17 protein-coding genes are annotated in these 21611 nt (G+C 61.6%); 3 read left to right on the top strand and 14 right to left on the bottom strand.

The genetic code is table 11. The features are described 5' to 3' along the window. Nucleotides 1-11: 11 nt before the first annotated feature. The 4 genes from I1969_RS06180 to I1969_RS06165 all read right to left on the bottom strand — a co-directional run bounded on the left by I1969_RS06180 (nucleotide 12) and on the right by I1969_RS06165 (nucleotide 5149). Entirely contained in the window at nucleotides 12-746 is a 735-nt protein-coding gene (locus I1969_RS06180; protein WP_195233897.1) for a LytR/AlgR family response regulator transcription factor, read from the bottom strand. Between the two features lie 38 nt (nucleotides 747-784). Next, nucleotides 785-2176 (bottom strand): sensor histidine kinase, encoded by a 1392-nt coding sequence (locus I1969_RS06175; protein WP_117786915.1) that lies wholly within the window; start codon nucleotides 2174-2176, stop codon nucleotides 785-787. A gap of 112 nt (nucleotides 2177-2288) precedes the next feature. After that, on the bottom strand, nucleotides 2289-3566 hold the full coding sequence (locus I1969_RS06170; RefSeq protein ID WP_117633809.1) for a metal-dependent hydrolase family protein: 1278 nt from the start codon (nucleotides 3564-3566) through the stop codon (nucleotides 2289-2291). Nucleotides 3567-3697: 131 nt separating this feature from the next. Continuing rightward, nucleotides 3698-5149: an APC family permease gene (locus I1969_RS06165; protein ID WP_195233895.1), complete on the bottom strand. Its 1452-nt coding sequence runs from the start codon at nucleotides 5147-5149 to the stop codon at nucleotides 3698-3700. A 355-nt stretch (nucleotides 5150-5504) separates the two neighbouring features. Between I1969_RS06165 and I1969_RS11050 the strand changes: the two genes are divergently transcribed. After that, entirely contained in the window at nucleotides 5505-6506 is a 1002-nt protein-coding gene (locus I1969_RS11050) for a C39 family peptidase (RefSeq protein ID WP_229028295.1), read from the top strand. Nucleotides 6507-6694: 188 nt separating this feature from the next. Here I1969_RS11050 and arcC read toward each other — a convergent pair whose 3' ends face one another. From arcC to I1969_RS06120, 8 genes are all read right to left on the bottom strand, one after another. After that, nucleotides 6695-7657, bottom strand: coding sequence for a carbamate kinase (arcC, locus tag I1969_RS06155; RefSeq protein WP_006235166.1), 963 nt, complete (start codon nucleotides 7655-7657; stop codon nucleotides 6695-6697). 655 nt (nucleotides 7658-8312) lie between these two features. Continuing rightward, nucleotides 8313-11852, bottom strand: coding sequence for a pyruvate:ferredoxin (flavodoxin) oxidoreductase (nifJ, locus tag I1969_RS06150; RefSeq protein ID WP_195233893.1), 3540 nt, complete (start codon nucleotides 11850-11852; stop codon nucleotides 8313-8315). 402 nt (nucleotides 11853-12254) lie between these two features. Continuing rightward, on the bottom strand, nucleotides 12255-13193 hold the full coding sequence (locus I1969_RS06145) for an FHA domain-containing protein (RefSeq protein WP_117746467.1): 939 nt from the start codon (nucleotides 13191-13193) through the stop codon (nucleotides 12255-12257). 3 nt (nucleotides 13194-13196) lie between these two features. Continuing rightward, entirely contained in the window at nucleotides 13197-15041 is a 1845-nt protein-coding gene (locus tag I1969_RS06140; protein WP_195233891.1) for a serine/threonine protein kinase, read from the bottom strand. Beyond that, nucleotides 15038-15781 (bottom strand): hypothetical protein, encoded by a 744-nt coding sequence (locus I1969_RS06135; RefSeq protein WP_195233890.1) that lies wholly within the window; start codon nucleotides 15779-15781, stop codon nucleotides 15038-15040. The genes I1969_RS06140 and I1969_RS06135 overlap by 4 nt, the downstream gene beginning before the upstream one ends. After that, entirely contained in the window at nucleotides 15750-15944 is a 195-nt protein-coding gene (locus tag I1969_RS06130; protein WP_195233888.1) for a hypothetical protein, read from the bottom strand. Before I1969_RS06130 ends, I1969_RS06135 begins: the two co-directional genes overlap by 32 nt. Nucleotides 15945-16189: 245 nt before the next feature. Then, complete coding sequence (gene recR / locus I1969_RS06125; protein WP_006235173.1) at nucleotides 16190-16786, bottom strand: recombination mediator RecR; 597 nt, start codon at nucleotides 16784-16786, stop codon at nucleotides 16190-16192. A gap of 13 nt (nucleotides 16787-16799) precedes the next feature. After that, nucleotides 16800-17120: a YbaB/EbfC family nucleoid-associated protein gene (locus I1969_RS06120; protein WP_006235174.1), complete on the bottom strand. Its 321-nt coding sequence runs from the start codon at nucleotides 17118-17120 to the stop codon at nucleotides 16800-16802. A 339-nt stretch (nucleotides 17121-17459) separates the two neighbouring features. Here I1969_RS06120 and I1969_RS06115 point away from each other — a divergent pair, with 339 nt between their 5' ends. Then, the gene (locus tag I1969_RS06115; RefSeq protein ID WP_195233886.1) at nucleotides 17460-17927 is read left to right on the top strand and encodes a hypothetical protein; all 468 of its coding nucleotides are present in this window, start codon (nucleotides 17460-17462) and stop codon (nucleotides 17925-17927) included. Nucleotides 17928-17956: 29 nt separating this feature from the next. On the opposite strand, the gene I1969_RS06110 is transcribed toward I1969_RS06115, so the two are convergent. Both I1969_RS06110 and dnaX read right to left on the bottom strand, forming a co-directional pair. Then, complete coding sequence (locus tag I1969_RS06110) at nucleotides 17957-18217, bottom strand: hypothetical protein (protein WP_195233884.1); 261 nt, start codon at nucleotides 18215-18217, stop codon at nucleotides 17957-17959. A gap of 54 nt (nucleotides 18218-18271) precedes the next feature. Next, entirely contained in the window at nucleotides 18272-20752 is a 2481-nt protein-coding gene (gene dnaX, locus I1969_RS06105; RefSeq protein WP_195233881.1) for a DNA polymerase III subunit gamma/tau, read from the bottom strand. A 115-nt stretch (nucleotides 20753-20867) separates the two neighbouring features. On the opposite strand from dnaX, the gene I1969_RS06100 reads away from it, so the two are divergent. After that, complete coding sequence (locus tag I1969_RS06100; RefSeq protein WP_195233879.1) at nucleotides 20868-21575, top strand: hypothetical protein; 708 nt, start codon at nucleotides 20868-20870, stop codon at nucleotides 21573-21575. Nucleotides 21576-21611: the final 36 nt, after the last annotated feature.

Genomic DNA, 21611 nt, shown 5'->3' with positions numbered 1-21611 from the left:
ACGCAGACCGTCTACGCAAGCCCCAAGTGTGCTTTAACCTCGGCAGCGCGACGGCGGGACACGGGCACCGTCGAGGTTACGCGATCGAGTCTGAGCTCCATAAGACCCGTGGAACCGATCTCGACATTGTGCACGTCTTCCAAATTGACCAGATAGCTGCGATGAACGCGAATAAAGCCCTCGGAGACCAAGCGACGCTCGAGCGAAGAGATCGACTCATTGATCAGGTACGTTCCCTCGGCGCAGATGGCGTTGCAAAAATCGGCGCGCGCCTCAAAGTAGCAGACGTCTGCGGCGGGAATGAACACCTTTTTGCCCCTGCGGTCCACCGTCAGACGTAAAGGCTGGCGCGGAGCGTGGATAACACGACGGGCACCCAAGGCTGCCTCGATCTTGTCGAGTGCCTTTGACAGGCGTGCGTCCTCGACCGGCTTGACGACATAGTCGACCGCATCAAGGTTATACGCATCGGCGGCAAACTCGGCAAACGCCGTCACAAACACAACCACCGGCGGCGTCTTTAGGTTCTGCAGCGTCTCGGCAAGCTCAATTCCCGAGCGGCCGGGCATCGTGATGTCCAAAAACAACACGTTGGGCTTGTTCGAGAGAATCGACTCCACGGCTTCGGTGACATTGCCCGCCTCGGCAATCTGGCCCACACGCGCATCCTTTTCCAACAGATAGCGTAGCTCAGCCCTAATGGGAGGCTCGTCATCAACCACCAAGATGTTCCAGCCTTCGGACATATGTGCTTCCCCTCTTTTTCTCTCAATCCAACCGCGTGCTACGCCGTCAACGGCGCGGGCTCATGCGGCTCGCCGTTCAGCTCGACGATGACCTGCGTTCCCACGCCCTCCTGGGACTTCACGCGCATGCCGGAATCTTCTCCGTAAAAGAAATGGATGCGCTGAAGCACGTTGAAGAGCGCCAGGCCGCAACCTCGCTTGACGGAGCCGTCGGCGGTAATGCTCTCGGGCTCCTCCAGGCGATGTTGCTCAAACAGATGCGCGCAGACCTCTTCGCTCATACCGATGCCATCGTCCTCGACGATGATCTCCAAACCGTCATCGGTCTCGAAAGCCCTAACATGAATAGAAAGCGGCTCGGTCTCGCGCTGCGCGTGCTTGATGCAGTTTTCGAGCAACGGCTGCAAGATAAACGGCGGCACCATGCAATCGCGCACCTCAAAGTCGATATCGACCGAGACGCGCAGACGGCCGTCGCCATAACGAGCCTGCATAAGATTGATATAGCGAGTGCCCTGTTCCACCTCGTGCTCGAGCGTTGTGAGGGTATCGGAATCAGAAAGCGTCTGACGGTAGTAGTTGGAGAAGTCGATCAGCAGCGACCTGGCCTTGTCCGGCTCGGTACGCACGAGCGACACGATGGTGCTGATGGTGTTAAACAGAAAATGAGGATCGACCTGCGATTGCAAGGCGCGCAGCTCCACGCGGGCCGTAAGCTCGTCCTGGCGCTCGAGCTCAAAGCTCGCAAGCTGCGTGGAAATGAGGTCGGCAAAGCCCGAGGCAAGCGCCGTCTGGCGCATATCGATGCTGCTCAGACGGGGATAATACAGCTCGAGCGTGCCCACGCAATGCCCGCGCACGGTAAGCGGTGCGACAATACCGGCGCGCAGGCGCGGAAAGTAGCCACCTGTCTCGGTCGAGGCATCGCGCGAGAACACGCTTTGCTCACCGCTGTTGATCACGTTGAGCGTAGTCCGCAGCACCACCGGGGTGCCCGCGGGGCATTTTGCCGAGTCCTCGCCCCAGCTTGCCAACACCTGCTTGCCGTCGGTAAAGCAGATGGCAGAGGCGATAGTTTCGGACAGGATGATCTTAGAGGCGCCTAGGGCAGCTTCGGGCGTAAGGCCGCGCGACGTGTAGGCGAATATTTTTGAAGCGATGGCGAGCGTGCGGTCGGTTGCGCTCGATGTGAGGTCGTCGGGAACGACAAAGACGTACGAGAAGAAGAAGCACAGCATGACCAAGCCGGCAATGACGACAACGGCCGGAACGGGATTGGGATTATCGGTTAGATCCCAGATGAGCAGCAGGATAAGCAGCGGAACGACAATACCGAGCAAGATGGCTTGAACCACATGCTGAGCGGTACGAAAGACCTTAGTAGAGTTGTAGCTCTTGCCCAGAATCAGCCTATTGAGATCCACCGTCATCTCCTTCTTACTGACACACCCCATAGCAATAAAGAGGGCCGCAAGCGACCCTCTCCATTGCATTATGCAATCAAATACTGTGTTTTACATCAAGCCATCGATGAACGGTAGCTTAGGCGCTGTACTTGTTTGCCTCGCCGAAGGTGCCGGCCTCGACAATCCAGCCGTCCTTCATGATGACGTCCATGTTGTCGGTGTTGAGCACGTGGATGTCGGCGGCGACGTCACCGTTGACGACCAGCAGGTCGGCGCACTTGCCGGCCTCAATGGAACCGGTCTCGTCCTCGATGTGGCACATCTTGGCACCGTTGAGGGTGGCACAGGTGATGGTCTCGACCGGGGTGAAGCCGATCTTGTCGACGAACTCGTACATCTCCTCGATGGAGCAGGTGCCGTACGGAGTGACGAAGGAGAAGGAGTCGGAGCCGATCGTCATGACGACGCCGCGCTTCTTGGCCTCGCGCAGGCAGTCGTAGTTGCGCTGCAGCTCCTTCTCGACCAGGGTGCCCTCGTACTTGTCGTGCAGCTCGGGGACGTAGACGGGCGGATAGGTGGCGTACCAGGTGGGCAGGAAGGCGATCGTCGGAGTGAAGAAGGTGCCCTGCTCGGCCATGAGGTCCATGGTGCGCTCATCGATATCGAAGCCGTGAATCAGCTGCTCGCAGCCAAAGCGGACGGAGTCGTAGGCAGCGGCGTGGTTGTTGTAGCAGTGGCTCCACACGGGGATGCCGACCATCTTTGCCTCTTCGACCACGGCCTGGATCTCCTCGGAGCAGTAGTGCTGGTCGCGGCCGGAGTCCCAGCGCCAGATGCCGCCACCGGTAGCCCAGATCTTGATGGCATCGGGGTTCTCACGCAGGCGACGACGGACGGCCTTGCGCAGATCCCAAGGACCGTCGACCTGATCGCCCCAGGGGTGCGATTCCTTGTTGAGCTCCTGGCTGCAGTGGTGGGAGTCGCCGTGGCCGGCAACGCGGCAGAAGCCAAGGCCGGTGGCCAGAACGCGCGGGCCCTTGAAGACGCCCTTGTCGATGCAGTCACGGATCTGGATACCAAAGCGGCCGATCTCGCAGACGGTGGTGAGGCCGTGGGTGAGGCAGTCGTAGGCCTGCTTGACGGCGACGGCCTGCTTCTCGAGGAGCGGCTGCATGACCCAATCGGTGTCATCGTCGGTCAGGTTGCCCGAGAAGTGCAGGTGGGTGTCGATCAGGCCGGGAAGGACGGTCTTGCCGGCGGCGTCGATGACCTCAACGCCCTCGGGAAGGTCCTGCATAGCACCGGCGTACTCGATCTTGCCGTTGTCGTCGACGAGAACGAGGGAGTTCTCGACCGGCTCGGCACCGGTACCGTCGATGAGCTTGCCGCCAACGATTGCATACTTAGTGGACATGGTTCCTCCTTATGGATCCATATAGTGGGCGAGGCCGTGTTGGGTTAAGGCCTCACAAAGCTACCCAAGTGGCGCCGGGTTCGGTGCGCGGAAGAGAGGGGCCCGCGCACCTGATCCGCCCCGGCTCGGCGTTACTTTTTGCGGGAATTGGTGAAGGCCATGAGAGCCAGGCCGACGACCAGCCAGCCGATTACGATGCTCCACTCCACCATGTTGAGGGAGGCGGGAGAGAACGGAATCACAAGCAGGCCGATGATGATGGCACAGGCACCGATGGCGAGGCCGATGCCAAACTTGCCGCCGGGCACCTCGTAGGGACGAGGCAGGTCGGGCTCGGTGAAGCGCATACGCAGGCATGCGAGGGCGACCATGCCGCAGGAGAAGATGAAGGCGAGAGCCGACACGTTGGTCAGAGGGATGAGCATGTTCTTGCCCAAAAACGGTCCGACGACGGTGATGACGCCCAAGACGACGCAGGCAAGCTTGGGAGCGCCGGACTTGGGGTCGACCTCGGCGAACTGCTCGGGCAGCTGGCCCTTGCGGCCCATGGCGAGCATGATGCGGCTCGTGGCGCCGTAGAAGGAGTTCATCGGGCCCATGGGTCCAAGCGTGGCGATGACGAGCATGGCCAGGTACAGAAGCATGTTGATGCCCTTGAGGCAGGCGAGCGCGGGAACCGGGCTCTTAACGAACTCATGCCAGTCGAGGATGGTGCCGAACGAGTAGATACAGACCATGTAGAAGCCGCCGGCGGCCAGCAGGGCCAGGGAGATGATCTTGCCGAACTTGTTCCAGTTGAGGCCCTCGGCTGCTTCCTCAGCCTGCTGAGGAATGGTGTCGAAGCCGGCGTAGAAGAACGGGGTCAGAACCAGGACCGACACGATGCCGGCAAACAGGCTGGAGCTCTCGGTAGCGGCCTTGCCGCCGCCAGCGCCGGCGACCTGGGAGAACACGGGCATGGCGTTGTCCGGCGAGCCGGTGAACAGCGAGACGCCCATGGCGAGCAGCATGCCGCAGAGCAGGGCCTTGGTCAGGAAGGCCTGAAGCTTGGCAGCCGAGCTGGCACCGCGGAAGCTGAGAAAGATGACGTAGACTGCAAAGCCGAGCGCGATCAGCGTCGGGAACAGGTAAACGTCGGCCCCCAGGATGGTGTAGAGCTTGACGGCGCGCAGCCACTCAAGGCCGGGCAGGCTGCCGAACATCTCGGACACGAGGGTCGAAATGGCGATGGCCTCCCACGGGCACAGGATGCCGTTGCCCAGGGCCAAAAGCCATCCGGTGATGTAGCTCAGCGTACGGCCAAAGCTACGATCGACATACTCGACGATGCCGCCCGAGATGGGGATAGCAGCCGTGAGCTCACCGAAAACAGCTCCGACGGGCACGAGGAAGATTGCACCCAAGAGGAATGCGATCATAGCGGGAACGGGACCGCCGCCCACGACCATCCAGTCGCCGACCTGCAGAACCCAACCGGTACCGATAATGGCACCGAAACCGATGGTGAAGAAGTTCCAGAGCGAAAGCGTTTTCTTCATGCCGCCGTTATCCTCGACTGCAACTTCTGCATTCTTGTCCGCCATTGTTCCCCTCCTTTCCTGTTTGACGCCCCTTGGCGTCACCCCTTGCGCGGTCCGTTTTGCCGCGCGCTTTTATTCCATGGCTTTAAGATACGGCCTTGGCGCAGCAGCGCCGCTCGCAGCTCGACCGAAGGCAGAACTGCAAAACGAGCGGCACCGTTTTTGGGACGAACGGCGGGAGACGTCATTCGTCTTGGACGCTTTCATCTTGTCTGCTTTTGAATACCTGTTGCCGTGACGCTTGGCGCGCGGCGCGGCAACGTTCATACCATTTGTCAGGCTTTTGGCGCACATACCCATGTGTCGTGCATCTTTTTATGTAGGATAGACAAGTTACACATGAGGCAAGGTGATTCGAATGGCATACGGATACAATGACGGCGACCAACGGCCACAAAGCGTGCGCCTTGCCGGCCGCACCACGCCAACGCCCAGAAGCACCTCCGACAACGACAACCCGCAGCGCCCCCAAGAGCAGCCCGGGGCTTCTTCGCGGCAGCAAAGCCGTACCGTGCAGCAGTCAGACCGCGTCAGTACGAGCACACGCCAACGTCAGACCGACACATCGCAGCCACGCCGCTACGATCGCCGTAAGACCGACTACTACGTCAAGCGCTCCTTTTCGCGACCTCAACGCGATCGCGGCAATTCCGCCCCTCACCCCGCGTCGCACACCACAAGCCACGCGCTTCCGGCCCGCCGCCTACGCCTTGCGCTTTGCTCCATCGCCGCCTGCCTCGTCTTTGTGTTTTTGGGATCCTGTATCTCCCACGGATCAGCCGGTCTTGAGCCCACTGCCGAGGACAAGCTGCTTAAAGCTCCCGTCGCGCCCGGTTACTCCTTTGCGTTCTCGACCCCACGCTCGCAATGGCAGGCCGGCACCATGCCCCACATCTACCAAATTGACCCCGCATGGTCGGAGCTGCCCTATGCCGGTGGCACTATTCGCGAAAACGCTTGCGGTCCTACCTGCCTCACCATGGTCTATATCTTTAAGACCGGCCATACCGATAAGACGCCGGTCGATATATGCGCGCTGGCCGAAGCCGGCAACTACGCCCCCACTGGTGCCACCGAGTGGTCGTTTATGACAGGCGGTGCGTGGCAGCTGGGGCTCAACGGAACACAGCTCTATAACGATCGCGAATCGATTACCCAAGCACTTCGCTCGGGTGCGCCCGTCATCGCCGCAGTGCGCCCCGGTACATTTACCAACGTAGGCCACTACATCGTGCTCTACGGCATCGACGACGCCAACCAGATTGGCGTCTACGACCCCAACTCGGCCAGCCGCAGCGCCCGCCGCTGGGGCGTCGTAGAGGTCCTCAACGAAGTCGAAGCCATGTGGGCCTACTACTAGTCATTGGGGACAGACTTAAATGAGTGGTCATTGGGGACGCTCTTGTTTGACTAGTCATTTAAGAACGTCCCCAATGACTAGGTGAATAGCAAAAGCCCCGCAGTCGGAGCGGACTGCGGGGCTCATGAAGAGAGGCTAGTTTGTGGGTGCTTTGCCTAGCGCCCACGAGAGAGGCAACAGAGTAGAGACTACTCGTGAATGCGGGTACCGGAGAGGCCGGCCATGGTCTCGGCGGCCTTGTCCAGAGCGCCGATGATGCAGGTGCGGCCCTTGCGGGAACGGGCGAACTTGATGGCAGCGCGGACCTTGGGCTCCATGGAGCCCTTGCCGAACTGGCCCTCGTCGGCCAGGCGCTCGGCCTCGTCGGCGGTGAGGTCCTCGAGCTCCTCCTGGTTGGGCTTGCCAAAGTTGATGGCGACATGCTCAACGGCGGTCAGCAGGAACAGAACGTCGGCGTCGCAGTCCTCGGCCAGCAGCTCGCCGCCCAGGTCCTTGTCGATGACGGCGGGAACGCCCTTGTAGCAGCCCTTGTTCTCGTAGTCGCGGACGACGGGGATGCCGCCGCCACCGCAGGCGATGACGATGAACTCGTTGTCGAGCAGGTTGAGGATGGAGTCAGCCTCGACGATCTTCTTGGGATCGGGGGAAGCGACGACGCGACGCCAGCCGCGGCCGGAATCCTCGACGAAGACCTTGGAGGGATCCTCGGCCATGAACTCCTTGGCCTGCTCCTCGGTGTAGAAGGGGCCGATCGGCTTGGTCGGGTTCTTGAACGCGGGATCATCCGGATCGCACTCGATCTGGGTGACGACGGTGGCGGCGTGCCAACGCTTATAGCGCTTGTGCATCTCGCGGCCGATGCCCTGCTGCAGGTGATAACCAATGTAGCCCTGGGACATGGCGCCGCACTCGGGCAGCGGCATCTCGGGGGTACCGATGGCGTCGTGGGCAGCGGCGAAGGCGTTCTGGATCATGCCGACCTGCGGGCCGTTGCCGTGGGTGATGATGATCTCGTTGCCCTGCTCGATGAGACCGAGGAGAGCGTGGGCGGTGTTGCTCACGGCCTCGATCTGCTCGACGGGGTTGTTGCCGAGGGCGTTGCCGCCAAGGGCGACGACAATACGATCGGGCTTGCCAAGAGGCTTAGACATTGCTGGAATCCTTTCTGTAAAAGGCCTACAACCCATTAATAACCCGCGTCCGTGCGATACGCGAGTTTATTAAGGTTTATATTCTCTTTATCGCTCATTTTATTCATTTTGAAAATAGCGGAACGGTGAACGGTCGTTTTTGTCCGCTCAGCGTACAGAACACCAGCTCAGACATATCTACGCCATTTACGTGCAACTTTATTTAAATGCAGCAAGGATTATGTCGGATTATGCAAACTACATCTCTGCTAAACACAAAACGGACAGCGCGATATCTTACTCGCGCTATACGAGATTCTATGCACTTATAAGTCGAGTATGCACCCCTGCAAAAACAAGGGGCTTTTCATCCAGCATAAGGAATAAAGAAGGGCTCCGAAAAGGCGGCAACAGCCAAGTCCCCCATCCATCCCCAAAGTGGCGCGAGGTTTCGCGGCAAAGCCGCGAAACAGCGAAGGGGACGGAATACCCGGCCAACTACGTCCTTCATCCGCCCACACAATCCGAGGACGTAGTCGTAGCAGGATCTGAGGGCTAACCTTCGCGGACACTCCGCAGAACGAAAGAACCCCCGCCGCACGTAGTGCGCAGCGGGGGTTCTTTCATGTCCGAGGACGTACGCGAAGGTTAGCCCTCAGATCCTGCGGTGGGAGACCTAGGCCTCGTTGTACACCGTCTTGAGCTTCAGCAGGTGCTGATAGCGGTCCATAGCGGCCTGCTCATTCTCCTTGAAGAGCTCCTCGGCGCGCTCGGGGAAGGAACGCGTCAGCGAAGCGTAACGGGCCTCGTTCATCAGGAACTCCTGATAACCGCCCGCGGGCTCCTTGGAATCGAGCGAGAACTTCTTGCCGGCAGCAGCCTCGGGGTTGAAGCGGAAGAGGTTCCAGTAACCGCACTCGACAGCCTTCTTCATCTCGGCCTGGCAGTTCTGCATGCCGCCCTTCTTGATGGAGTGCATCTCGCAGGGGCTGTAGCCGATGATGAGGGACGGGCCGTCGTAGGCCTCGGCCTCGTGAATGGCCTTGAGGGTCTGAGCCGGGTTGGCGCCCATGGCGACCTGCGCCACGTAGACGTAGCCGTAGCTCATGGCAATCTCGGCCAGGGACTTCTTCTTGGTCACCTTACCGGCAGCGGCGAACTGAGCGACCTGGCCCAGGTTCGAGGCCTTGGAGGCCTGACCACCGGTGTTGGAGTAAACCTCGGTGTCGAAGACGAAGACGTTGACGTTGTGGCCGGAAGCCAGGACGTGGTCCAGGCCACCGAAGCCAATGTCGTAGGCCCAACCGTCGCCACCGAAGATCCAGAAGGACTTCTTGGTGAGGTAAGCCTTGTCGGCGAGGATCGCCTTGGAAGCGTCGCAGCCGCACTTCTCGAGCTCGGCAACGTAGGCAGCGGCAGCGGTCTTGGAGGCCTCGGCGTCGTTGACGGAGTCGATCCAAGCCTGGCCGGCAGCCTTGAGCTCATCGGACGGACCATCGGCAGCGATGATGTCCTGGGTAGCGGCGATCAGCTTGTGCTGGACGGCCTCGTAACCGACGGCCATGCCCAGACCGTGCTCGGCATTGTCCTCGAACAGGGAGTTGTTCCACGCCGGGCCGTGACCGTCCTTGTCCTTGCAGTAAGGAGCGGTGGCAGCGGGGTTGCCCCAAATGGAGGAGCAGCCGGTGGCGTTGGAAATGAACATGCGATCGCCGGCGACCTGGGTCACCAGACGTGCATAGGCGGTCTCGGCGCAGCCGGCGCAGGAGCCAGAGAACTCCAGGTAGGGCTGCTTAAACTGGCTGCCCTTGACGTTGGCCGCGATGAGCTCCTTCTTCTCGGAGACGTTCTCGACCATGTAGTCCCAAACGGGCTGCTGGTCCATCTCCTGCTCGGTGGGAACCATCTCGAGGGCGCCCTTGGGGCAAACCTTGACGCAGTTGGTGCAGCCCATGCAGTCGAGCGGGGACACAGCCATGGTGAACTTCATGCCCTTGGCCTTGGGGCCCATGGCGTCGAGCGTGCGGGTAGCCTCGGGCGCGGCGGCAGCCTCGTCCTCGGTCATCGCGAACGGACGGATGGTGGCATGCGGGCACACGTAGGCGCACTGGTTGCACTGGATGCACTTGGTCTCATCCCAGTGGGGAACGACCACGGCGACGCCGCGCTTCTCGTATGCGGAGGCGCCCAGCTCAAACTGGCCGTCGGCGCAATCGACGAAGGCGGAAACAGGCAGGCTGTCGCCGTCCATGCGATCGATGGGCTCGAGCAGGTTCTTGACCTGCTGGGCGATAGCGGACTTGGTCTCCTCGGAGAGCTCGACGGGAGCGACATCCTCGGCGGTAGCCCAGTCGGCCGGAACCTCGAACTTACGGAAAGCGGTAGCGCCGGCATCGATGGCCTTGTGGTTGGCGTCGACGATGGCCTGGCCCTTCTTCATGTAGGACTTGGTAGCCGCGTCCTTCATGTACTGCAGGGCGTCCTCGGCGGGCAGGACCTTGGCCAGCGCGAAGAAGGCGGACTGGAGCACCGTGTTGGTGCGCTTGCCCATGCCGACCTTGGCGGCCAGGTCGATAGCGTCGATCAGGTAGACGTTGACGTTGTTGTTCGCGATGTAGCGCTTGGCCACGGCGGGCATGTGCTCGGCGAACTCCTCGTCGCTCCACTGGCAGTTGACCAGGAAGGTGCCGCCCGGCTTGACGTCGCGGACCATCTTGAAGCCCTTAACGATGTAGCTGGGGTTATGGCAGGCGACAAAGTCGGCCTTGGTCACGTAGTACGGCGAGCGAATCGGGGAATCACCAAAGCGCAGGTGCGAGACGGTGACGCCGCCGGTCTTCTTGGAGTCGTACTGGAAGTAGGCCTGGACGTACTTGTCGGTGTGGTCGCCAATGATCTTAATCGAGTTCTTGTTGGCGCCGACGGTACCGTCGCCACCCAGACCCCAGAACTTGCACTCGATGGTGCCGGGGGCTGCGGTGTTGGGCGCATCCTCGGCCTCGGGCAGGCTCAGGTTGGTCACGTCGTCGACAATGCCGATGGTGAACTCGCGCTTGGGCTCGTCCTTCTTGAGCTCCTCGAAGACAGCGAACGCGGACGCGGGAGGCGTGTCCTTGCTGCCCAGACCGTAACGGCCGCCGACGACCTTGATACCCGTCTTGCCGGCCTCGTAGAGAGCGGAGACGACGTCCTGGTAGAGCGGCTCGCCGATGGAACCCGGCTCCTTGGTACGGTCCATGACGGCGATCTTCTGGACGGTCTCGGGGAGAACGTCGACGAAGTGCTTGATGGAGAACGGACGGAACAGACGAACCTTGACCAGGCCGACCTTCTCGCCGTGAGCGTTGAGGTAGTCGATGACTTCCTCGAGCACGTCGCAGAAGGAGCCCATGCACACGACGACGCGATCGGCATCGGGAGCGCCGTAGTAGTTGAACAGGCCGTAATCGGTGCCGAGCTTCTCGTTGATCTTCTTCATGTAGCCCTCGACGACGGCGGGAAGCTCGTCGTAGACCTTGTTGCAGGCCTCACGGTTCTGGAAGAAGATATCGCCGTTCTCGTGGCTACCGCGGGTGTGCGGGTGCTCAGGGTTGAGCGCGTGATCGCGGAAAGCCTGGACGGCGTCCATGTCGCACATCTCGGCCAGATCCTTGTAGTCCCACATGGCGACCTTCTGGATCTCGTGGCTGGTGCGGAAGCCGTCGAAGAAGTTAAGGAACGGGGTCTTGCCCTCGATGGCGGCAAGGTGAGCCACCGGCGAGAGGTCCATGACCTCCTGGACGTTGCCCTCGGCGAGCATGGCGAAGCCGGTCTGACGACAAGCCATGACGTCGGAGTGATCGCCAAAAATGTTCAGGGCGTGGGAAGCGACGCAACGCGCGGAGACGTGGAAGACGCCCGGGAGCTGCTCGCCCGCGATCTTGTACATGTTCGGAATCATCAGGAGCAGACCCTGAGAAGCCGTGTAGGTGGTGGTCAGAGCACCGGCACCCAGCGAACCGTGAACGGTACCGGCTGCACCTGCCTCGGACTCCATCTCGACGACCTTGACCGGGGTGCCGAAGATGTTCTTGCGACCCTGGGCCGCCCACTGGTCGACATGGTCGGCCATCGGGCTGGACGGCGTAATGGGATAGATTCCCGCTACCTCGGTGTACGCATACGAAACATATGCGGCCGCCTCGTTGCCGTCCATAGACTTAAACTTACGCGCCATATACCCCTCTCCTCTCATATAGGTATACAGGCCCCGGCGATCGCCGGGATGTTGGCGTGATGGGATTTACGCTGTTGCTTCCAATCATCTGGCAGGCAGGCTCAGCAGCAGGTACATGGCGTGGAGAGAAGACATGCCGAGGCGAGGGGCAGCTGATGCGCCCTACAGGCCCGACCGCCCGTCTTGCACATGACCGAGCGCCGCAAAGGCCGCATGCCGGATGCTCCCGGGCACGCCCCGGCGATGGGAAGCGCCCGCAACGGAAATCCGCATGCGGGTTTATTGTACCCCGCCGTCAAGTGTAATTTCGGCAAATATAGGCGGGCGGTAAAGGTTTACCTCGGGTGACTGCCGGGAGCAAAATGATCCCTTGGGGACGGAGGGACCATTTGGCGGGACTGGCTAGAGGGCACCGAAGAGGATGGCGTAGGTAGTGGATTCGCCGAGTTTGAGCTCGTCGCCGGGATTAAGTTGGGCGGAACGACCGGGCTCGACCTGAATGCAGACGCGCGTGGCCCCGTTTACCACCACGGTTCCGTTGGTGGACGACAAGTCCTCGACGTGCCAGATATTTTGAGCATCGCACCAGATATGGGCATGGCGGGCCGAGACATCGTCGCCGACGTCGGTAATATCGCCCTCACCAGTGGCCAGCGCGCCAATCTCAACACCCTGCTCACTCGGCTGAATCCAGCGCGGGGCGCTCACGACAAAACTGTTTTGTACGCGCAGCAAGCCCAAGGGGTGCGCCGGGGCGGGTTCGCGTTCGCCCGCGGTCATCGACATGCCAAGCGAACGCGGCGTGGATGTGCCTCCGCCACAGGTCGCGTGCGCGTAGTCGATGGCATAGTTCACCGAGGACCGCACATCCGCCGAACAACCGACGGCGACAAACAGCACCAGCACGGCCTCGGCGCGCTCGGCGGGCATGAGTTCCGCCGCCTGGGACAGGCGATCGAGCGCGTTGCGATAGAGATTCGTGTCCTGGTGGCACTCTTCGAGCGCGCGTACCATCGGTTCACCTGCAGGACCGCACACCATATTGATCACAGCCGTGGAGTCCATGGGATTGCGCTGGCGCAGGGCCAGTTGCGACATAATACGCGCAGCCGAGGTACCGTATTCGGCAAAGTAGCGATGCTGAAGCGTGCCGACCGGCGCGCGAACGATAAAGCGGGAAACCCAAGAGCGATCGGCGGCTCGGCTCTGCGGGCTGCGGCCGTCGGCGAGCGGACGGGACGAAAGCACCAAGCCGCACAGCTCGATATGGCTCAGATGCGCCGCGCGCTTAAAGATGTCAAACATGGCCCCGCATGGGGTGAGCTCAACTTGAGATGCCATGACCTAGGCCTCCTTAGTCGTAGAAATAGAATCGGACGATACTTCGACAGGTCCGCCAAAAGTACGGGCAGCTGCGGCTCCACCGGCAAGCGGAGTCGCCATCTGGGCTTTTGTGCGTCGCGGTGCCGAAACGGGAAGTTCAAAGGCAAAGCCCATCGCAAGCAAAAACCACGTAAGCGTATAGGTTGCAACCAGAGCGGCAACAAGGCCGCCTATCACGGCGCGTTGGGAAAATACGCTACATGCAGCCACAACCAGCACCGGAACCTCGCAGGCAGAAAGCGCAAGCACACCCTGCAGGAAGCCCGAGCGCCGATCGCGCGCAAGCGCCCCCGCGGCAACGCCGGCTATGCCTGGCAGCGCCAACGCCAGTGCGGCAATAATACCCGGTAGCGACCCAGACCACACGAGCGATCCCAAAGTCGCCGTCACGCGAGCGCCCGACGCCAGCAGCGCGGCCGAAACCACGATCACAGCCCAAACCACGCCACAGACGACCGTCGCGCCGACCATCAGCGCGCGACGAACCGCGCGGCCAGACGCATCCATGGGGCACGGCGTGAGCGGCTCGCCGCGGAGCGAGCGGCCGACATTTTGCGCATAGTGGTCACAAAACGCTGAGAGCGCCGCCTCGACCGCCGCCGGCTCGGGACGATCTTTTTGATGGCTGGACAGACAGGCCATCACCACGTCGAACAGCTGGGCATCGACAAACGCCAGCGCATCGCGTAGCTCTTCGGAATCCGGCTCAAGCCCTAGCTGCTGGGCCTGCTCGGCCGCGGCGAGCGCCACATCGGGCTCACGACGAAGCAGCTGAGTCAAATCACAACCGGGCGCATGGGCACCAATGGGATAGTCGGGCCGCGTGTCCATCTTGAGACGGTAGGGGCTCGCGATGTCGCGCGTCTTTTTGCGCGAACCCGAGGTGCCCGAAGTGCTCGGCGCGGCTTCGTATGGCGCGACGCCGGCAATGAGCTCGTAAACCGTGCTTGCCGCGGCATAGACGTCGATCGCCGGCGACATACGCAAAGCGCGCAGATCGGGAATATCGTCGGTGAGCATCTCGGGCGGGGCATAGGCAACCGTCGCGCGACGCAGCGTGGCATAGCGCTCGGTAAAGGATGCCTTGCCGCCGGTACCGGCCACGGCCGACGCAGGCTCAAGCGCCAGCGACGAGCCAAAGTCGATCAGGCACAGGCCAAAGGTGCCCTCGGCAAGCTGCCGGTCAAGCGGTAAACGCGCCGTACGCACCATAATATTAGCGGGCGAGATATCGCGATGGACAAAGCCCTCCCCCACCAGGCTCATGCGGCAGAGCAGGTCGAACAGGTCGCGCCCCAAGCGCGCCGCCACAAGCGGCGATAGGCGTCCGGCATCGTCCACGGCGAGTCGCGAGCGCAAGCGGGCGAGCGTCTCGCCCTCGACCCATTCCATGACAATTGCAGGCACACCGTCAACCTCGCCCCAGCCATAGAGGCGGGGAAAGCCCTTAAGGCCCGAAAGGGCGCGATGGCATTCATATTCCTCGCGAAATGCCGCTTTGAACTTGGCGACCAGCGACTCATGGGCGGCATCGTCGTCAAACTCATCGCGCGTCGGCAAGATGAGCTGTTTGAGTGCTACGTCCTCGCCTTGGGCGTTGACAGCACGCGTCACGCGGCCGATACCGCCACGGCGCATGGTGGCATCGTCGGCAAACAGTATCGTAAAACGACGCAGATAGGCAGGCAGTTCGTCCTGACCGAGCGCAATGGCCGGCTCAAACCCGTCGACACGCGCCAGGCGCAGGCCGACCATGGGATCGCGACCGAGCGATTGTGGTGTGGTGGATGCAAGATCGGTCATCATAGGGCAAGCGCCGCCACGTTATTGTTGAAGTTACCGAGCGCGACGTCATCATCGCCGTAATGGCCGACCCATTGACATAGGTTGGTGTAACAGCCCCACAGATTGGCATACTGCTGATACCACCTTGACCGGGGCGAGAATGTCTGACGACCGAACTCGGCTCGAATGACAAACATCTCCCCGACCAGGCTGTCGCACGGCCTGGGATCCCCCGTAGAGTTATAGGTCGAGACCACGTCATTGGCACGAGAAACATAGCCGTCGAGCATGTTGTACTTGGTCACAAGCCAACTGTGAATGCTCTCTTCCTCAGCAGCGGAAAGGCCGCCGGAGTTTGCATCGTTGTCAGTGTTGCCGCCCGTCGAGCCGCCGTTTCCAGGCCCTCCGGTAGAGGAACCCGACCCAGAGCCGCCGCCCGAACTCGATGAATCCGAGCCGGAGCCAGAAGTATCCGAGCTACCGGGCTTTCCGGACTGCTGGGCGTCCTGCTCCTTTTGCTGCTCGACCTTATTCACCGTTGCCGCCACGCTATTGTTGGACAATCGATCGATGATCTTGGTGTTGGTGAGCACGATGGTTTTGCCATTGGCAAGCGTGACTTCGTTGTCCAGGGCCTCGGCGCCGTCCGCATCGTCGGTGCCAAACACAATATGCCCGACCACACTTGCCCAAGCATATCCAGTCGTGGTGCCCAGATCGCTTTTGACCTCATGCCCCCACGCGCGGTTCGCGTGCGGCATGCGCCTGCATCATGGACGGCACGGTCATGCCATAGGCAGAAACGCCAGCTATGACCAGCACCAGCGAGCACGATAGCAGTGCGTACGCCCGCGGCGCCAAGCCCAGTCGGCGTCGTATGCGCACCGCGGCGCCGCGCTTTGTCTGAGTGCCACCGGGCCGCATGCGTTCTCCTCCAACAAAAACACGCCGCTCGGGAGCGGCGCATTCATTCGAATCCATATTTGAGTGTATCAGCGAACCAAAAAGGTTGCGCAACGAATGGACAAATTAAGGATGCGAGCGGAAGCATCCATGCGATAAGCAGATACGAAGCATCTTTGTTGCACAACAAACTCACAGTCGCACGGGGAAATTATGACTAACCCGTGCGTCGCGAGGAAAACATACGGCAGGAGCAGGCTCGCCACCTAAATCGCGCGGCGGGCCTCGATGGCGCGGCCAAGCGTAAGCTCGTCGGCATACTCCAAGTCGCCGCCCACGGGAAGGCCGCTTGCCAGACGCGACACCTCGACGCCCAACGGCTTGATGGTACGGGCCAGATAGCTCGCCGTGGTCTCGCCCTCAATATTGGGGTTGGTGGCGATGATGACCTCGTGGATGTCCTCGTGGCCCAAGCGTGCCAGCAGCTCTCGAATGTGCAGCTGCTCGGGGCCAATCTTGTCCATGGGACTGATCACGCCGCCCAATACGTGGTAGAGGCCGTGGTAGCTGCCCGTGCGCTCGATCGCCTGGACATCGCGCGGCTCGCCCACCACGCAAATGCGAGTGGTATCGCGCATCGGGTCCTGGCAGATGGAGCACTCGTCGGCCGTGGCGTAGTTAAAGCAGCGGCTGCAAAAGTGGACCTCCTGCTTGACCTCCAGGATGGCCTCGGCCAGGCGGCGCGCCTCCTCGGCGTCGGCCTCCAACAGGTAATAGGCGATGCGCTGGGCCGACTTGGGACCAATGCCCGGCAGACGGCCCAGCTCATCGAGCAGTTTTTGCAGACTGTGGTTGGCACTCATATATATGCGTGTCTTAGAACGGCATGCCCGGGATGTTGAGGCCGCCGGTGATGGCGCCCATCTGCTTGTTGGCGAGCTCGTTGACGCCGCGGACGGCCTCGTTGACGGCAGCCATGATCATATCCTGCAGCATATCGACGTCCTCGGGATCGAGCGCATCGGGATCGATGGTGAGGTTGACGAGCTCCATCTCGCCGTTAACGGTCACCTTGACCATGCCGCCGCCGGCAGAGGCGTCGACGGTCTGGGACTTGAGGTTCTCCTGCGCGGCGGCAAGCTGCTCCTGCATCTTGCGAGCCTGCTTCATCATCTGCTGCATGTTCATACCGGCCATGATGGCTCCTTTACGTGCGGCCGCACGCCGAGCTGCAAGGGCAGCCGGAGCACGGCGGGACTTTCAAACTCAAAAATCGTACCACGGCGCGCGGCGAGAGAGCGGGGCGGACGTGTTACCTCAGTCGATATACATGTCCTCCAATACAAACCGCACTCAAAGATTATGCAAGGTCGAATTATGCAAGGTTGCATAATATCGCACACTCAATCTAGTAGAGCCGAATCCGGCATTTCATGTGCGCCACTAAATAGCTAAATGCCGAACCGCTGCTCGAGGCGGCGCACATGGCGGCAGGGTATAATTTGATTGCCATAGATAGTAATTTGGAGGTGCCCCATGAATGCCCCCAACGCGCTCCAAAACATCCGCTCAAAACACCCCGTTGCATATGTGGTTCTCTATCTCTTTGTCGGCTGGGCATTGCTGGTTGTCATCACCCATGCCATAGCTTTTGGAGCAGAACTGCTGATAGCCAGCTCGGACCAGCCCGTCGTCAAATGGGAGACGACCGATGAGTGCACCGACGGAACCCGAACCGTCTACTACAACAGCCCGTCCCTCTATCAAGAGTTCAAGGTCAAGATAAAGGACTTCAAGATTGTCGATGCCGAGCTAGGCGTTTATTTGGCAATCGGAGCAACCATTAACGCCGAGCAAGTCGAGTACACGGACAGCCATGCGACGTATCGTATCGACCTCAGCATCCTAGGCCGACCGTCACGTGCCTGTCTGCTCGAATGCGATATACGCGGCACCACACTACACATGTCCGAAATACAGATGCGCCCGGACAAAAGAAAGTGATATATGGCCAAGTCGAAACAAACTAGGCATTAGGCATAGACTCGTCCGCCTTCGTGAGCAAAACGCAAGATAAGCGGGGCGTTATTACGCACAAAATCATCGAGTTCTTTGAGGTCCGCTTCGCTAAAGCCCTCGTGTGACACCCAATTGAATGCCGGCAAGATACACTCCGCCGTGTCAAAACCCCAATCGCGCGGGCGCTCCACAACAACCTTCACTGTGTTGTCCTCCCGGACTTCGGAATACGAAACCTGCGTATCGTCCTCAAGGCGGACATATTCCCACATCATAAGCTCGCTCCGTTCAAAGAAATCTTTTCTTGAGCAGCATACCCGCCCGCACGGTTACTCCACCGGTTTGAAGATGGTGGCCTGGCCGAAGACGTTGCGGATGAGGGCTTTGGCCTCGTCCTCGGTCTGCGGGATGCTCGGGGCTGCGCCCTGATGGCCGAAGGGGCTGCCGGCGCCGGGGTTGGACTCCCAAGGGGCAGCGGGGGCGTCCCCCTCTTTGGGGGCAGCTGCAGCGGACTTGGGCGCGGACGCCGCACCCGGCACGTCGAACGGAGGAAGATCGTCCCCGCTCGCATCGCCGGCAAAGCCGCCGACCATGGCGTCGTCGTAGGGCACCTGCTCGGATTCCCACGGCGCGGACTGCGCGACAGACTGAGCCTTGGGGGCAGCCGAGCGCTCGGGCGCACGGGGTGCGGGCTCGGTCGGGAGCTTACCCGTGGCAGGAGCGCCGGCGGGGTTGTCGGAGCGTAGCCAGGGGGCTTTGCCTAGGTCAGACGACTTGGGCGCGGGCGAGGCGGGCTTGGACACGGGTGTCGGAGCAGCCGGTTTGGGCGCCGCGGGCTTAGGCGCCGACGGGGTCGACGCCGCTACCGGTGTCGCTTGCCGCTGCGGCGCGCTGGCGCTCGAGGATGCAGGGGCCGCCGAGGACACGGGTTGCGGGTCCGCAGATGCCGCAGCCCGTGCAGATGGAGAATGCTCCTCATGTTGAGGAGCCGGCGTGCCACCCCCATCCAAGACATAGTCGACGGTACGACGACCGAAGACTGCGCAGACCGTCGGCAGGACCACCGATTGCGTATCGGCGCGACCGAGCATCTTGATGGCAAAGGTCGAGCCCGCGGGGAACGAGACGGTGAGCTTGGAGCCGTCGTCGGCCGTGGCGCGGGCGTTGAGCAAAAGCCCTGCGTAGGAAGCCTGACGCGCCTTGACACGCTCGACGACCTCGGCCCATTTGCGCTGCAGCTCTCCGGCATCCTCGACCGCGGGCGTCTCGGCAGCACCGGCGGCGGCAACCTGGGCGGCATTGTTGGACTGGGGCTTAGGTGCCGGAGCGGTGGCAGGCGCGGGGGCAGCAACGGGCTGAGGCGTCGACGTCGGCGCAGGCTGAGGTGCAGGCGCTGCAGACTTGGAAGCTGACACGGACGCAGAACGGGGAGCAGACTGGGCAGCCGGAACAGCAGCGCCGCGGTCCCAAGGCATGCCACCCTGATGCGCGGACGTAGCAGCGGGGGCAGCGGATGCCGCCGGAGCGGCAGCACGGGCGCCCGAAATGAGCGTCGGCTGTTGGGCAGCAGCGGGTACGGATGCTGCAGGCGCGGCGGCCTGAGCAGCGGCCACGCTCGCCGGCACGGCGCCGTTGGCAACCATGGCCTCCAGACGTGCCACGCGCTCGGCCAATGCCTCAATCGTTAAATCAGCCTCGGGACGTGCCAGACGCGTGCAGGCAATCTCAAGCACCAGGCGCACGTCGCTCGCGCCCCTCATCTCCAGCGCGGCATCGTCGAGCACTGTCAGCACACGGGCCAGGCGGTCGGCAGGATGCTCGCCAAAGGCAGCGGCCTCGGCAGCAAGCGCCTCGGCCTGCTCGGAGCCGCCCTCAAACAGCTCGGCACGGGCACCGGCAACGCAGGCAACGTACACGTCACGCACATGCGCCACCAGGTCGCGCGTCAGCTCCAGCAGGTCGTTTCCTTCCTCGACCTGCGCACGGATCAGTCCATATAGCTCGGCAACATCGCGATCGGCAATGGCGCGGGCAAACTCGCCCAGGATCTGGTCCGAAACCTCGCCCAAAAGCGAGCGGGCATCGTCCGCATGCACGGCGCCGTTGCCAAAAACGCTCAGCTGCTCCAGCGTGGACAACGCGTCGCGCATGCCGCCCTTGGCATGGCGTGCCACGATAGCCAGCGCCTCGTCGTCGTAATCGAAGCCCTCCTGCTCGCACACGTATGTCAGGCGATGCTCAATATCCTCGTTGCCGATACGATGGAAATCGAAGCGCTGGCAGCGCGAGAGGATGGTCTCCAGAATCTTTTGCGGGTCGGTGGTGCACAGCACAAAGATCACGTGTGCCGGCGGCTCCTCAAGCGTCTTGAGCAGCGCGTTGAACGCCGCCGTCGTGAGCATGTGGACCTCGTCGATGATATAAATCTTGTACTTGCCGCGCACCGGGGCAAAGTTGACGGAGTTGATGATCTCCTCGCGCACGTTGTCCACGCCAGTACGGCTTGCGGCATCGAGCTCGTAGACATCGGGGTGGTTACCCTCGGCAATGAGCTCGCACTCCTCGCAAGTACCGTCGGGCATGCAGCCGCTTGCACCCTCGGCGCGCGCCGCCTCGGCATTGCGGCACAGCAGCGCCTTGGCCAGAATGCGCGCCATGGTGGTCTTGCCCGTGCCGCGCGGTCCGCAGAATAGGTACGCGTGGGACAGGCGCCCCTCGGTGATGGCGTGCTCGAGCGTCGAGACGATATGCTGCTGGCCCACCACGGAGTCGAAGGTGAGCGGGCGATACTTTCGGTACAACGATTCCATGGGTGCTCCCCCGGGTATACTGAGTCTTGTTGCCGCGGCGGCCATGCGGTCGCACGGCATACTGCATTCCATAATACCCGTACGGCGAGCCCGCCGCGATAGGAGTCCAAAGAGCATGGCAGACGCAGAGAGCAACCTCGTCCCCTCCGAAGCAGCCGACCAGGTCGAGGTCGCGCTCGAGGAGCAGGCCGCAGCCGACGACGGCATCCTGTACCTCAACGAGTACCAGTACGAAAACGACCTGGTCACCGACTTCGCCCGCCTGGTCGCCTCGCCCAGGCGTCGCGGCTCGCTGTATGTCGCCGCGGCAATTGCCGCGCTCATCGGCATCGGCATGCTGGTGGCCGGCGGCAACTGGATCAAGTTTGGCGTCGTCCTGATCGTGTTCGGCGCCTTTTTGGCCTGGTGGAGCAAAAACCTGCACCACACCCTCGCCCGCGACTTTATCGACGCCGTTGAGGCCGACGAGTCCATGGGTGGCCGCTATCGCCGCGTCGCCGCCAACGAGGACGGCCTGATGGTTTGGGGCAAGAGCGGCAAGTCACAGTTCTTCCCGTTTGAAAAGCTCGACCACGTGCTCGACGGCGAGCGCATCTTTGTGGCCATGTTCGCCGACCAGGGCGTGACGATCCCTAAGGACACCTTTGTCCGCGGCGATGCCGAGCAGTTCGGTCCCTTCCTTAAGGCGCGCATCAACAAAAAACTCCGCATCGAGACCAAGAAGAAGAAAATGAAGGCCGAGAAGGCCGCCGCCGAGGCCAAGCAGGGCGACAAGCCCCAGGAGACCAAGCGCAAGCAGAAGAAGAACAAGAAGAAGCGCTAAGGCCAAGCCAGACAGGCAGCCTCGCATCCCGCTATC

The sequence above is a fragment of the Collinsella aerofaciens genome (assembly GCF_015548375.1).
Lineage (GTDB): Bacteria > Actinomycetota > Coriobacteriia > Coriobacteriales > Coriobacteriaceae > Collinsella > Collinsella aerofaciens_AB.
This window is presented reverse-complemented; position numbering and strand designations above follow the sequence as displayed.